We start from the raw sequence: 13,790 nt of genomic DNA on the forward strand, positions 1-13,790 counted from the left end.
GGGTGGGCTGGCTGAGTGATGCCGCAGGAGGGCCCGGACGACTGGGCCCGCCTTCGGCCTTCGGCGAGGTCTCCGGGGCGGGCCGTCGGTCGGGCTTGCCTGACCTGCCCGGGGCGGGTCCTCGGTCGAGCTTCCCTGACCTGCCCGGGACGTGCCCTCGGTCGGGCTTCCCTGCCTGTTCAGGGCGTGCCCTTGGCCGCGCTTATCCGGGACGCCCCGGTCGGTATCACCGCCGGCGCCGACGGAGCCCTGTGGTTCGTCGAGATCGGTACCGGTCGGATCGGCCGGAGCGGTGTGCCTACGTTCATCAACACCGCGCTTCGCCACCCGATAAAACCGCGCTTCGCCACCCGATCCTGTCGGGCCGGCTCGCTACCTGCGCATTCCGTGACTCCACGAACCGAACCACATTTCGCCGGTTCGCCGGGTCGCCCTGGCGTCAGCCGGTACTGAGCTCTCACTCGCCCCAGGCCGCCCGCAAGGACCGGTACCGGCGCCTCACACCCGGCCATGCCGGACCCACCCCGCTTCTCCCCGCCCGCCCGCAGGGCAACCCCCCCCACACCTCACCCCCCAGCCCCCCAACCCCCGGAGGGCCCGTCACCCGCGTGGCCCCCGCGAAGGCGCCCCCCGCCCCCGGCGACCGTAAGGATGCGGGCATGGGTATACGCACGCTTCACCGCCGGACGGCCCAGCCGCAGGCAGCGGACGACGCTGCGGCGCAGGGCGCCCGCCCGCCGGTCCCGGCCGTCTCGGTCGGCGCAAGCACCGCCCGCATCCCCGCCGACCTCGCCATGGCCGTCCGGCACACGGCCGCGGGCCTCCGGCGCCGCCTCACGTTCCGGGACGACACGGCCGTAGACCCCCGAGAACAGGCCAGACACCCGCAGGGACCCGCCATCACCCCCACGGGCACCCCGGTCTGGCGTCTCTGGGCCGACCTGGGCCGCAGCTACCTGGACCTCGTCCTCACCCGGCTCCCGAGGTCACGCTCCGCGCACACCATGACGGTGTTCATCGCGACCCCACCGGACAGCTCCCCGTAACCGCGCTCCACCGCCCCGCGCTCACCGCGAGCCAGTCCGTCCCTTCGGCGTGACCATGTTCGACGCGAGTCGGCTCGGTGGCCGGCATGACCACGCTCAGCGCGAGTCAGCCCGCCGCCACGGCATGACCGCGCTCACCGCGAGTCAGCCCGCCCGCACGGCATCACCATGCTCGTCGCGAACCCCCCGCATGGCCCGCCCAACGCAAGCCGCCCCGCCCGATCACCGCTCCCCGCGCCCCCACCCCGCGCCGACCTCCGCCGAGCCGTCAGCCGCCCCCGGGCTCACCGGCCGCCGGACCCGCACCCCGACCGCGTACAGCAGCACCCCCAGCACCAACCCCGCCCCCGCCCCGAAACACACCGTCGGGATCAGGTCCCAGGGGGTCGCCGTGGACCCCCAGTAGGCCCACCACGTCGACGCGCGTTCCGTGGCGGCGGTCAGTGCGCAGGCGGTGAGGAAGGTGCCAGCCGCCCAGCGGTCGCGTACCGACAGCGAGGGCACGCCCACCGGCTCGATGGCCGGTACCCGTCGTAGGGCACGGACCACGAAACCGGTGATCACCAGCGCGCCGATCACCGAAGTGCCGTACTGGAGGAGCGAGAAGAGCGGTCTGCCCGCCAACTCGCGGTCCAGGGTGGGGAACAGCCGTACGCCCCAGCGGTCGTGGTGGGTGAACGCGTCCCAGACGACGTGGGTCAGGGCGCCGAGGACCGCGGAGACGTACCACCGCAGGGCCAGCGACGGAGTCGCACGCGCGCGTGGCGTGCCGCAGCGCAGAAGGGTGGCCGGCCGGGGTTGCCGGGCGCGGGGCAGCAGGGCCACCAGGGGTTCGCGCAGGAGGAGCCAGAGGGCGACCGTCGCCCAGGCGATGGCGACGTCGACCGTGAAGACGCCGGGGAAGGAGTGGGTCACCTCCCCGAACTCCATCGCTCCCGGTACCGCACTCGCCGCGTAGTACGTCATGTCCGGGGCGAAGGACCCCGCCACCAGCACCGCCGGTACGAGACGGCCGCGCCCCCTTCCGTCGCCGCGCACAGCGGGCAGTACGGCGGCGGCATGACTCAATGTGAACGGCAACGGGGCTCCCCGTAGGAGACATCGGCATATGGCCAAGCGGTGAATAACGGTCACCAACGGGTGCCCGTGCAAAGCAAGTTGTCGTAGGGTCGCCTGGGCCGCCGCGCGGGGTGGCGCGGGCGGACGACAGGACCGGAACAGAAGTACACACCATCCGAAAAGCACCACGAGGGCAACCCGCGAGGCGGGTCGACCGTCACAACAGGCGCAGAGGCAACAGACAAGGACGGGCGCTCGGGCGTCCCTGGGAGGGGTTCACTCCATGACGGCGCATTTCGGCAGGCGGCTGCGTAAGGGTGCGGCGACGACGGCGGTGGCCGCGGCAGCGGTCGCGGCACTGTCCGCGTCCCAGGCTCCGGCGGTGACCGGCGGCCACAGAACGCTCGCCACCGACCAGGCGACGCCCGACGCGACCACCGACCAGAGCGCCACCGGAGACTCCCCGTACTACACGGACCTCCCGCCCCTGAGCAGCCCCCTCCCGAGCCCGAGCGCCAGCCAGTCGCCGTCCATAGGGACCCCGGTCTCGATGGGCGAGGCCGAGGCGGGCATCCCGGCTACCATCCTCGACGCCTACAAGAAGGCCGAGACCGAACTCGCCTCCTCCAAGCCCGGCTGCAACCTCCCCTGGCAACTCCTCGCCGCCATCGGCAAGGTGGAGTCCGGCCAGGCCCGCGGCGGCCGGGTCGACGCGAACGGCACCACGATCTCCAAGATCCTGGGCCCCGCCCTCGACGGCAACGGCTTCGCGCTCATCAAGGACACCGACCACGGTCTGTACGACGGCAACAGCACGTACGACCAGGCCGTCGGGCCCATGCAGTTCATCCCGTCCACCTGGGCCTGGGCGGGCCGCGACGGCAACGGCGACGGGGTCAAGGACCCCAACAACATCTACGACGCCGCCCTCGCCGCCGGCCACTACCTGTGCCGCAACGACTGGAACCTGTCGACCGACGCGGGCCTGCGCAGCGCGATCCTCAGCTACAACAACTCGACGGACTACCTGAACACGGTCATGTCCTGGCTGGAGTACTACCGCAAGGGCACCCACTCGGTCCCGGACGGCACGGGCAGCCTGCCGTCGGGCCGCAGCGACGACACCTCCCCGTCCGCTCCTACGACCCCGCCCTCGTCGTCGACTCCGAGCGCCCCGCCGACCTCGTCCACGCCGGGCACTCCGTCGGCTCCCTCGACGCCGGGCACCCCGTCCACCCCCTCGACGCCGGGCACCCCGACGCCGACTCCGACCCCCACCGACACGGTGGCCAAGCTCGCGGACGCGGGCACGGCGAAGCTCACGGCGGTCGCGGGCGAGCAGTTCGGCAAGAGGATCAGCACCAAGGCCGTGACCTCGGCGGGCAAGACCGTCGCCAAGGTCAGGATCCGGTTCACGATCGCCGGCACCACGGACGCCACCTTCACCGGCGGCGAGAAGGTCGCCACGGTCACCACCAACGCCTCCGGCGTGGCCGTCGCCCCGGCGCTCCAAGCCGGCGAGACGACGGGTGACTTCACCGTCCGCGCGACCGTCGTCGGCCGTACGATCGCCGGTCTCGACTACGCGGCCAGCGTCACGCCCCGCGTCGCCGACACCCTCGTCCGCACCAGCACCACCGCGCTGACCTGCACGGCGGGCGGCGAGTTCGCCGACCAGGTCGAGGTGAAGGCCACGGAGAACGGCGCGGTCGCCGACAAGGTCGCCGCCACCGCGACCCTCATCAAGGCCGCCGACGACGCCACCGAGAACGACAAGGGTCCCTACTTCAAGGACGCGGACGGCAAGACCGTGCGCACCCTCACGGGCCTGGCCACGGACGCCGACGGCCTCCTGAAGCTGCCGAAGCTGTACGCGGACGACACCACCGGCACCTTCCTGCTCCGGATCACCACGACGGGCGGCGCGACCCTCACGGTCGAACTGACCGTGACGGCGGCCGACACCTCCTCGGCCGGCCCGAGCTCGAGCCCCAGCCCGAGCGCCAGCGCCAGTACGTCGGCCTCGCCGAGCGCGTAACCCGGTCGTACGACCGCCGGACACGACCGCAGACCACGAGGGCGCCCCTCCGCCACGGCGGACGGGCGCCCTCGTCGTGTCCCTGCGCCGGGTGTGTGCAACGTGTTCTCATCTCGCGCGTGCGTTGCTACGGTGCCCGACCTGACGACCTATCAGTTCCTGTCTGTCGGGAGGCCGGCATGCGTGCCCTGATCGCCGCCGCGACCGGACTCGTGCTCGCGTTCGCGCTGGCCCTGACCATCACCGCGATGGGCTCACCGATGGGCACAACCTCCCCGAAACCGCTGCTGACGACGGTGCCCGCGCACCCGTAAACGATTGCGCAAGCGTTTACGCCTGGCTCGGCACAGCGTTCAACTCCCAGGGAAGGAGGCCGAGATGCGCCGCAAGGCCAGCCTGATCCTGCTCGCCCTCGCCGTGTTCTTCACCGCGCTGTCCCCGCTGCTGCGCTGGTACGCCTTCCCCCGGCTGGCCAAGATCCCGGCGAACCAGTACCAGGACATGGTCCTGGAGGCGAAGGACGCCACCCTCCTCGACTACGGCACGATGCGGGCCAAGACGGTCCCCAAGGTCACCATCGTGCAGACCCTCAAGGGCAGCGTGGAGGCCGCGAAGAAGATCGACAAGACGGCCGGCCGGGACGTCGTCGTCTGGGACGGCCTGTCCTACGTCCAGGGCCCCGACGGCAAGATGGTCTCCTCGATCCCCGAGCGCTACATCTTCGACGCACACAGCCAGGACCCCGTCCACGCCACCGGCGAGATGGTCGACGGCGACCCGGTGAAGCGGGACGGCATCGAGTTCAAGTGGCCGTTCCTGACGCAGAAACGGGACTACGAGTACTTCGACGCGCAGACCCGCACCACCAACCCCATCCACTACAAGGGCACCGAGAACTTCCGCGGCGTCAAGGTCTACTACTTCGAGCAGACCATCCCCTGGACCAAGGTCCCCTTCCCGAAGACGATGCCCGTCAAGGGCATCACTCCGGAGTCGGTCGCCAAGACGGGCACCACCCGCTGGTACACCACGGTCCGCAAGTTCTGGGTCGAACCCGTCACCGGGGCACCGGTCTACGGCGAGGAGCTCCACAAGGAGGAACTGCGCGGCGGCACCCTCCTGGGAGGGCGCGCGAAGGTGACGGCGTTCGCCGGTGACGTGAAGATGCGCGAGGACTACATCAAGCACACCGTCGCCCTGGTGAAGTCCAACCGCACCCTCGTCCTGCTGATGGTCTCCTACCTCCCCTGGGGCTTCCTGACCCTCGGCCTGCTCCTGCTGGCCCTCTCCCTCTACCTGGAGGCCCGCAGCAGGCGCCCCGGGGACCCCGCCCCCACCGACGTCCACGAACCGGAACCGGTCACCGCCTGAGCCGCGCGTTGGTGAACCGCGTCGCCTCGGCCGCGGCCGGGTCCTCGGGCCACGGGTGCTTCGGATACCGCCCCCGCAGCTCGGCCCGGACGCCCTTGTAACCGTCCTTCCAGAAGGACGCGAGATCGGCGGTGACGGCGGCGGGCCGCCCGGCGGGGGAGAGGAGATGCACGAGCACCGGCACCCCGGCGACGCTCGGCGACTCGTGAAGCCCGAACATCTCCTGCAACTTGACGGCCAGCACGGGCTGTTCGGGATTCCCGTAGTCGATCCGGATGCTGGACCCGCTCGGCACGACGAACCGCTCCGGAGCCAGCTCGTCCAACCGCCCCGCGTCCCCCGAGGCCCACGGCAACAACCGCCGCAGCCCCTGCCCCGCGTCGATCCGCCCCAGATCACTCCGCCGCCGCGCCCGCCCCAGCTCCGGCTCCAACCACTCCTCCACGCGCGCGTGCAACGCCTCGTCGGACACATCGGGCCACGGCTCCCCGGCATGCACACGCAGGAACGCCAGCCGCTGCCGCAACACTCGGGCATCCGCCGACCACCGCAACAGCCCGAACCCCTCCTGCCGCAACCCCTCGACCAGCGCATCCCGTACGGCGACGGGATCGGCGTCCTTCAGCGGCCGTACCGCCAACTCGACGGCCCCGAGCCGCTCGACCCGCCGGGCCACCACGTCACCGCCGGCCCAGCGCACCTCGTCCGCCTCGCTGAGCAGCGCCCCGGCCGCGAACCGGGCGACGTCCTCGTCGACCACGGCACCGAGCTGCACCCGCGCGTGCCCCTTGCCGATCGGCCGGTCGGCCACGGCGACCGCGATCCAGGGAGCACCCCTGAGGGCACTGGCCTCGCCGACCTCGGCACGGGTACCGGAGACGAGGAGGTACGAACCGGCGTCGGCCCGGGCGACGCGCTCGGGGTAGGCGAGGGCGGCGACGAGTCCGACGAGGGCGTCGTCGGAGTTCTCGACGTTCACCTTTGCCGGAACGGGATCACGATCGGGCCGGGGAGAAATCTCCCCTCCTGCGGCCCGCAGCCGCCGGACTTCCGCACGCCACCGCCCGGCATAGGCGTCACCCCCACTCCGGGCGCGCCGCACAACGGACGCGAGGTCGTCGCCGTAGTCCCGCGGCGCCTCCTCACTGAGCAGCGCGACGACCTCGGCGCCGGCCGGACCCGAGTCCAACAAGGCGCGCCCCAGCCGCGGATGCAACCCCAGCCGAGCCAGCTGCACACCCCGAGCGGTGGCCCGCCCACCCGAGTCGACGGCCCCGACCGCCGCCAGCACACCTCGCGCCGCAGCCATCGCCCCACCCGGCGGCGCATCGAGCAACGCCAGCCCGGACGCCCCGGGATCGCCCCAGCACGCCGCCTGAAGCGCGAACGCCGTCAGGTCGGCCACCTTGATCTCCGGCGCGGGAAATCGCGGCAGACGGGAATCCTCGGCCTCGGCCCAGCACCGGTACACCGCCCCCGGCGCCTCCCGGCCCGCGCGCCCCGCCCGCTGCCGCCCGGCCGCCTGCGACGCCCGTACCGTCGCGAGCGCGCTCAGCCCGCGCGCGTGATCGACCCGCGGCTCCCGCGCCAGCCCCGAGTCGACGACCACCCGCACACCGGGAACCGTCAGCGACGACTCCGCCACGGACGTCGCGAGCACCACCCTCCGCCGCGCCCCCGGGGACAGCACCGCGTCCTGCACGGCCGCCGGTGCCCGCCCGTGCACCTGGAGCACCTCGGCCCCGCCCAGGTCGCCCAACTGCCCCGCCACGCGCGCGATCTCCCCGACCCCGGGCAGAAAACACAGCACGTCCCCGTCCCGCTCGCCCAGTGCCCGCCGTACCGTCGACGCCACGTGCGTGAGCAGCGCCGGGTCCACGCGCATGCCGTGCGGCGGCCGTACGGGACGTCCCGGAGGGGTCCAGACGACCTCCACCGGGTACGCGACGCCCTCCGCCTCGACCACCGGAGCATCGCCCAGCAGCCGGGCCCAGCCCTGCGCGTCGGTGGTCGCGGACGCCGCGACGAGCCGCAACTCGGGCCGCAGTGCCTCCCGTACGTCGACCAGGAAGGCGGCCACCGTGTCCGCGTCCAGGTGGCGCTCGTGGCACTCGTCCAGGATCACGGTGTCGACGCCCGCCAACTCCTGGTCCCGCTGGAGGCGTTGGAGCAGCACTCCGGTCGTGACGACCTCCACGCGTGCGTGCCGGCCGACGACCCGCTCGCCGCGCACGGTGTAGCCGACGCTCTCGCCGACCTTCTCGCCCAGCAGCCACGCCATGCGCCGGGCCGCCGCCCGCGCCGCGATCCGCCGCGGCTCGGCGACGACCACCCGCCGCGCGGGACCCTCGTTCCCTCCGTCGAGCAGCCCGGCCAGCGCGAGCGGGACCAGCGTCGTCTTGCCGGTGCCGGGCGGCGCGACGAGCACGGCCGCGCCACGCGCCGTCAACGCGCCTTCAAGAGCGGGCAGGGCACTGCGGACGGGCAGCGCGTCGAGGGCGTCGTAGCGGATCACGCTCCCAGTGTCGTACGCCCGGCGGATCGGCCTCTACGCGCGCGTGCCCGCGTTCCGTTAGTTCCTCCGGCCCCGCTACCGGGCGCGTTCGCAGACGAAGATCGCCGTCCCCGGGATGAGGTTGCCGCGCAGAGGCGACCAGCCGCCCCACTCTGCGGTGTTCCAGGAGGGCCACTCCGGCTCGACCAGGTCCACCAGGCGCAGGTCCGCCGCGACGATGTCCCGGACGCGGTCACCGATGGTCCGGTGGTGCTCCACATAGACCGCACGGCCCTCGTCGTCCTGCTCGACGTACGGCGTGCGGTCGAAGTAGGAGGCGGAGACCGTCAGTCCCTCGGGGCCCGGCTCGTCCGGGAACGCCCAGCGGAGCGGGTGCGTGGTCGAGAAGACGAACCGGCCGCCCGGGCGCAGCACCCGACGCACCTCGCGCAGCACCAGCACCGGGTCGGCGACGAACGGCAGTGCCCCGTAAGCCGAGCAGGCCAGGTCGAAGGACTCGTCCGCGAAGGGCAGCGCGCCCGCGTCGGCGCACACCAGAGGGAACGATCCGCCGATCCGCAGCGCGTGCTGGAGCTGGCGGTGCGAGAGGTCGAGGGCCACCGGGCGGGCACCCTGGGCGGTCAGCCAGCGCGAGCACTGGGCCGCGCCGGCGCCGATCTCCAGGACGTCCTTCCCCTTCAGTTCCTCCGGCGGGCCGAGCAGCTCGGCCTCCACCTCGTCGAGGCCCTCGGGGCCCCACACGAAGCGGTCGTCGCCGAGGAACGTGCCGTGTTCGACCTGGTAGTCGTCCGCGTTCCGGTCCCACCAGCCCCGGTTGGCCCGGGAACTCTCCGTGACGTCGGCGTCACGCCGGGTGGCTTCCGGTTCGAACGCATCGGGCTCTTGGATGATCGGCTCCCTCGTCGTACTCTTCCGTCACCTCTACGGTGCGGCTGTCCCCGGCGGCGTCACTGAAGGGGTGGTTCAGGCCTGCGTGGCCTCGCGGGACACGTTTTGTGCCGGGTATGCGGCGATCCGCCCCGGGTGTGCGCCTTCGCGCATTGACCCTGCCTGGCTGCCCCCGTATGCTACAAGTTGCGCTGCGGGCCTGCGCACCTCAGACGTAGCAGGTTGCGCTCGCATCTGTATGTATGACCCCTCGGTTTTCGAGGCGCCACCGGACACCTGGTGTTCCGGATCGGTGCTTCTTTGGCTGTCCGGCCTTCTACAGAGCGAAGCGAAACGGGCTCCCGGCGTAAGCAGTACCTACGACTTCAATGTCCGTACCGGAGCCCTTTCCCACATGACGAGCAGCACCGAGACCACCGCCACCACCCCGCAGGTAGCGGTCAACGACATCGGTAACGAGGAAGCCTTCCTCGCCGCGATCGACGAGACGATCAAGTACTTCAACGACGGCGACATCGTCGACGGCGTCATCGTGAAGGTCGACCGGGACGAGGTCCTGCTCGACATCGGTTACAAGACCGAAGGCGTTATCCCGAGCCGCGAACTCTCCATCAAGCACGACGTCGACCCGAACGAGGTCGTCGCCGTGGGCGATGAGATCGAGGCCCTGGTCCTCCAGAAGGAGGACAAGGAAGGCCGCCTCATCCTGTCCAAGAAGCGCGCTCAGTACGAGCGTGCCTGGGGCACGATCGAGAAGATCAAGGAAGAGGACGGGATCGTCACCGGTACCGTCATCGAGGTCGTCAAGGGTGGACTCATCCTCGACATCGGCCTCCGTGGCTTCCTGCCGGCCTCTCTCGTCGAGATGCGTCGTGTCCGCGACCTCCAGCCCTACGTGGGCAAGGAGCTCGAGGCCAAGATCATCGAGCTGGACAAGAACCGCAACAACGTGGTCCTGTCCCGCCGTGCCTGGCTGGAGCAGACCCAGTCCGAGGTCCGCCAGACCTTCCTCACGACCCTCCAGAAGGGTCAGGTCCGCTCCGGCGTGGTCTCCTCGATCGTCAACTTCGGTGCCTTCGTGGACCTGGGTGGCGTCGACGGTCTGGTCCACGTCTCCGAGCTGTCCTGGAAGCACATCGACCACCCCTCCGAGGTTGTCGAGGTCGGCCAGGAAGTCACCGTCGAGGTCCTCGACGTGGACATGGACCGCGAGCGCGTCTCCCTGTCGCTGAAGGCGACCCAGGAAGACCCGTGGCAGCAGTTCGCCCGCACCCACCAGATCGGCCAGGTCGTGCCCGGAAAGGTCACGAAGCTGGTTCCGTTCGGTGCGTTCGTCCGCGTGGACGAGGGCATCGAGGGTCTGGTGCACATCTCCGAGCTGGCCGAGCGCCACGTGGAGATCCCGGAGCAGGTCGTCCAGGTCAACGACGAGATCTTCGTCAAGGTCATCGACATCGACCTCGAGCGTCGCCGGATCTCGCTGTCCCTGAAGCAGGCCAACGAGTCCTTCGGTGCCGACCCGGCCTCGGTCGAGTTCGACCCGACGCTCTACGGCATGGCCGCGTCCTACGACGACCAGGGCAACTACATCTACCCCGAGGGCTTCGACCCCGAGACCAACGACTGGCTCGAGGGCTACGAGACCCAGCGGGAGGCGTGGGAGCACCAGTACGCCGAGGCGCAGCAGCGGTTCGAGCAGCACCAGGCGCAGGTCATCAAGTCCCGCGAGGCCGACGCCCAGGCTGCGGCCGAGGGTGTCGACACCCCCGGTGCGGCTCCGGCCGCGGCCGGTGGCGGCGGCGGTTCGTACTCCTCCGAGGGTGCGGACACCTCCGGCGCGCTGGCGTCCGACGAGGCGCTCGCCGCCCTGCGTGAGAAGCTGGCCGGCGGCCAGAGCTGATCGCTGCCGCTGAGGCTTGACGATTAGCTGAGGGGCCGTACCTTTCGAGGTGCGGCCCCTCAGTCATGTCCGGACGTACCGCGGCCGCGGGTGTGTTGTTGCTGGTCGCGCCCACGCGGCGGGCTCGCCTGTCGATACGGCCCCGAGCCCCTTGGGGGCGCGTTTCCCCGGGCCTTGCAGAAACGTGTGGGATACAGCTGTAACCGCTGTGCCGTAACGGGTCGTTGGGACGCTTCCCCGGTCATTCGTGATCGGGAAAGGGAGCTGGACCATGGCCAGGAACCAGAGCCGTCGTGCTTTTCTGCGGAACGTGGGTCTCACCGGGGGCGCGGGGACCATGTTCGCCACCATGGGGGCCCTCGGGCTCGCCCCCACCGCGCAGGCCGCCCAGCGGGAACAGCCCTTCCGGGCGCTGAGCGCCGGCGACTTCACGCTCACCGGGCGCGGAGCGGCCAAGGTAGTCGTCCTCGGTGGTGGTATCGCCGGGCTGACCACGGCGTACGAACTCGGCAAGGCCGGCTACGACTGTACGGTCCTGGAGGCCAGAGACCGTACCGGCGGGCGCAACTTCACCGTCCGGGGCGGCGACACGACGACCGACCTCTACGGCAACCGGCAGACCGCCCGTTTCGCCGACGGGCACTACATGAACTGCGGTCCCGCGCGCATCCCGCAGTGGATGGTCACCCTTGACTACTGCCGTGAACTGGGCGTCCCCATCGAGGTGTTCACCAACGTCAACGCGGACGCGTACATCTACAACGAGTCCACCGGCATGACCAAGCCGGAGCGTTACCGCACCGCCAAGGCCGATGTCTACGGCTATGTCTCGGAGTTGCTCGCCAAGGCCACCGACAAGGGCGCTCTCGACAAGGAGCTGACGGCCACCGACCAGGAGAGGCTCGTCGAGTTCCTCAAGGGCTGGGGAGACCTCGGGGACAAGATGACCTACGAAGGGGGTGACTTCCGCGGGTACTCGACCGTTCCGGCCGCCGCGGGCATTCCTGGTGTGCCGCTCGGGGACGTACCCACCGCCTCCGAGGTCTTCGCCAGCGGGGTCGGCCGCTACTTCTCCTTCGAATTCGGCTTCGACCAGGCCATGCTGATGTTCCAGCCGGTCGGCGGCATGGACCGGATACCGAAGGCCCTCACCCGGGCGGTCGGCGCGCACCGCATCCGTACCGGGGCGGCCGTCTCGAACATCACCGACAAGGGGAGCCGTGTTTCGGTCACCTACACCCAGGGCGGCCGTACGAGGGTGATCGAGGCCGACTACTGCGTCGGCGCGCTGCCGCCCAACATCCTCGCCAAGATCCCGCACAACCTCGGCACCGGCGTCCAGACCGCACTGGAGGCGATCACCCCCTCGTCCGCCGCGAAGATCGGCCTGGAGTACAGGTCCCGCTGGTGGGAGCTGGATCACCGGATCTACGGCGGCATCACCGAGACCGACCAGGACGTCACCCACATCTGGCACCCTTCGTACGGCTTCCACGGTGAGCGGGGCGTCCTGATCGGGTACTACAACTACGGCGACAACGCGGACTCCTACGCGAAGCTCACCCCCAAGGGGCGGGAAGAGCGGGCGGTGGCCGCGGGCGTGAAGATCTACGGCGAGAAGTACCGCAGCGAGCTGGCCTCGTCCTTCTCCCACCACTGGCGTCAGACGCCCCACCTGGAGGCCGCGTGGCACGACACCCCCGGTGGCCCCGACGACGCCCGCTACAAGCCGCTCAACGACCCCACCGGACGGGTCTACTTCGCCGGCGACTGGCTCAGTTACACCGACGCCTGGCAGCACGGCGCGTTCTCCTCCGCGCGCAAGGCCGTGACCGCACTCCACGCGCGCGTGCTGTCCTCGTGACGCGGACTCCCACCTGGTGACTCGGTGGAGCGGCGCATGAAAAGCCCGTAAGAGGTGCCTGATCAGGGGCATGGGTGGGAATGCCCATGCCCTGGAGGGCGTTGTGCAGTACGAACACGAGGAGGAGCGGTCACTGTGCTTGATCCGCAGGGTTTGTACGCATGGGAGCCGAAGGGCCTGGCAGTCGTCGACATGGCGCTCGCACAGGAGTCGGCCGGTCTTGTCATGCTCTACCACTTCGACGGATACATCGACGCGGGCGAGACGGGCGACCAGATCGTCGAACGTCTGCTCGACACGTTGCCCCATCAGCTCGTGGCCAGTTTCGACCACGACCGGCTCGTCGACTACCGCGCCCGCCGCCCGCTGCTGACCTTCAAGCGGGACCGGTGGACCGAGTACGAGGAGCCCACGCTCGACGTACGCCTGGTCCAGGACGCCACCGGAGCCCCCTTCCTGCTCCTCTCCGGCCCCGAGCCGGACGTGGAGTGGGAGCGCTTCGCCGCGGCCGTCCAGCAGATCGTGGAGCGGCTCGGCGTCCGCCTGTCCGTGAACTTCCACGGCATCCCCATGGGCGTCCCGCACACCCGGCCCGTCGGCGTCACACCGCACGGCAACCGGAACGACCTCGTCCCGGGACACCGCAGCCCCTTCGACGAGGCACAGGTCCCCGGCAGCGCCGAGGCGCTCGTCGAGTACCGCCTCATGGAGGCCGGTCACGACGTCCTGGGCGTCGCCGCGCACGTCCCGCACTACATCGCCCGCTCGCCCTACCCGGACGCGGCCCTGACCGTCCTGGAGGCCATCACGGCGGGCACCGGACTGGTCCTCCCGGGCATCGCGCACTCGCTGCGCACCGAGGCCCACCGCACCCAGACGGAGATCGACCGCCAGATCCAGGAGGGCGACGAGGAGCTCGTGGCGCTCGTCCAGGGCCTGGAGCACCAGTACGACGCCGCCGCGGGGGCCGAGAGCCGGGGCAACATGCTCGCCGAGCCGGTCGAGATCCCCTCGGCCGACGAGATCGGGCAGGAATTCGAGCGCTTCCTGGCGGAGCGCGAGGGAGACGGCTAGGCGACGGCCACCGGTCACCCGGTGCCCTGTCGGTG

General features: G+C 70.9%; 10 protein-coding genes. 7 read left to right on the forward strand and 3 right to left on the reverse strand.

What is annotated here, in order from left to right; translation table 11 throughout:
* Positions 1-659: 659 nt before the first annotated feature.
* Entirely contained in the window at positions 660-1,046 is a 387-nt protein-coding gene (locus ACIRB1_RS10255) for a hypothetical protein (protein ID WP_403465227.1), read from the forward strand.
* Positions 1,047-1,268: 222 nt separating this feature from the next.
* On the opposite strand, the gene ACIRB1_RS10260 is transcribed toward ACIRB1_RS10255, so the two are convergent.
* Positions 1,269-2,126, reverse strand: coding sequence for a DUF4184 family protein (locus ACIRB1_RS10260; RefSeq protein ID WP_403465228.1), 858 nt, complete (start codon positions 2,124-2,126; stop codon positions 1,269-1,271).
* 262 nt (positions 2,127-2,388) lie between these two features.
* Between ACIRB1_RS10260 and ACIRB1_RS10265 the strand changes: the two genes are divergently transcribed.
* The 3 genes from ACIRB1_RS10265 (at position 2,389) to ACIRB1_RS10275 (ending at position 5,514) form a co-directional block, all read left to right on the forward strand.
* Complete coding sequence (locus ACIRB1_RS10265) at positions 2,389-4,143, forward strand: lytic transglycosylase domain-containing protein (protein ID WP_403465229.1); 1,755 nt, start codon at positions 2,389-2,391, stop codon at positions 4,141-4,143.
* Positions 4,144-4,322: 179 nt separating this feature from the next.
* Positions 4,323-4,457 carry an SPW_0924 family protein gene (locus tag ACIRB1_RS10270; protein ID WP_403465230.1) on the forward strand — a complete coding sequence of 45 codons (135 nt, stop codon included), beginning with the start codon at positions 4,323-4,325 and terminating at the stop codon, positions 4,455-4,457.
* A 64-nt stretch (positions 4,458-4,521) separates the two neighbouring features.
* Positions 4,522-5,514, forward strand: coding sequence for a DUF3068 domain-containing protein (locus ACIRB1_RS10275; RefSeq protein ID WP_352183783.1), 993 nt, complete (start codon positions 4,522-4,524; stop codon positions 5,512-5,514).
* Here ACIRB1_RS10275 and hrpB read toward each other — a convergent pair.
* Both hrpB and ACIRB1_RS10285 read right to left on the reverse strand, forming a co-directional pair.
* Positions 5,504-8,029: an ATP-dependent helicase HrpB gene (gene hrpB / locus ACIRB1_RS10280; RefSeq protein ID WP_403465231.1), complete on the reverse strand. Its 2,526-nt coding sequence runs from the start codon at positions 8,027-8,029 to the stop codon at positions 5,504-5,506. The genes ACIRB1_RS10275 and hrpB overlap by 11 nt on opposite strands.
* A 75-nt stretch (positions 8,030-8,104) precedes the next feature.
* A complete protein-coding gene (locus ACIRB1_RS10285) occupies positions 8,105-8,920 on the reverse strand; it encodes a class I SAM-dependent methyltransferase (protein WP_403465385.1) in 816 nt (271 codons plus the stop codon).
* Positions 8,921-9,311: 391 nt separating this feature from the next.
* On the opposite strand from ACIRB1_RS10285, the gene rpsA reads away from it, so the two are divergent.
* The 3 genes from rpsA to ACIRB1_RS10300 all read left to right on the forward strand — a co-directional run bounded on the left by rpsA (position 9,312) and on the right by ACIRB1_RS10300 (position 13,755).
* The gene (gene rpsA, locus ACIRB1_RS10290; protein WP_328832092.1) at positions 9,312-10,817 is read left to right on the forward strand and encodes a 30S ribosomal protein S1; all 1,506 of its coding nucleotides are present in this window, start codon (positions 9,312-9,314) and stop codon (positions 10,815-10,817) included.
* A gap of 271 nt (positions 10,818-11,088) precedes the next feature.
* A complete protein-coding gene (locus tag ACIRB1_RS10295) occupies positions 11,089-12,681 on the forward strand; it encodes an NAD(P)/FAD-dependent oxidoreductase (protein WP_403465232.1) in 1,593 nt (530 codons plus the stop codon).
* 135 nt (positions 12,682-12,816) lie between these two features.
* Entirely contained in the window at positions 12,817-13,755 is a 939-nt protein-coding gene (locus tag ACIRB1_RS10300) for a PAC2 family protein (RefSeq protein ID WP_352183785.1), read from the forward strand.
* Positions 13,756-13,790: the final 35 nt, after the last annotated feature.

The sequence above is a fragment of the Streptomyces sp. NPDC096013 genome (assembly GCF_044763565.1).
Classification (GTDB): Bacteria; Actinomycetota; Actinomycetes; order Streptomycetales; family Streptomycetaceae; genus Streptomyces.

Excerpts from the sequence above, each read along its gene's own strand:
- ACIRB1_RS10255 (WP_403465227.1), top strand. The coding sequence starts at position 660 with ATGGGTATACGCACGCTTCACCGCCGGACGGCCCAGCCGCAGGCAGCG.
- ACIRB1_RS10265 (WP_403465229.1), top strand. The coding sequence starts at position 2,389 with ATGACGGCGCATTTCGGCAGGCGGCTGCGTAAGGGTGCGGCGACGACG.
- ACIRB1_RS10270 (WP_403465230.1), top strand. The coding sequence starts at position 4,323 with ATGCGTGCCCTGATCGCCGCCGCGACCGGACTCGTGCTCGCGTTCGCG.
- ACIRB1_RS10275 (WP_352183783.1), top strand. The coding sequence starts at position 4,522 with ATGCGCCGCAAGGCCAGCCTGATCCTGCTCGCCCTCGCCGTGTTCTTC.
- rpsA (WP_328832092.1), top strand. The coding sequence starts at position 9,312 with ATGACGAGCAGCACCGAGACCACCGCCACCACCCCGCAGGTAGCGGTC.
- ACIRB1_RS10295 (WP_403465232.1), top strand. The coding sequence starts at position 11,089 with ATGGCCAGGAACCAGAGCCGTCGTGCTTTTCTGCGGAACGTGGGTCTC.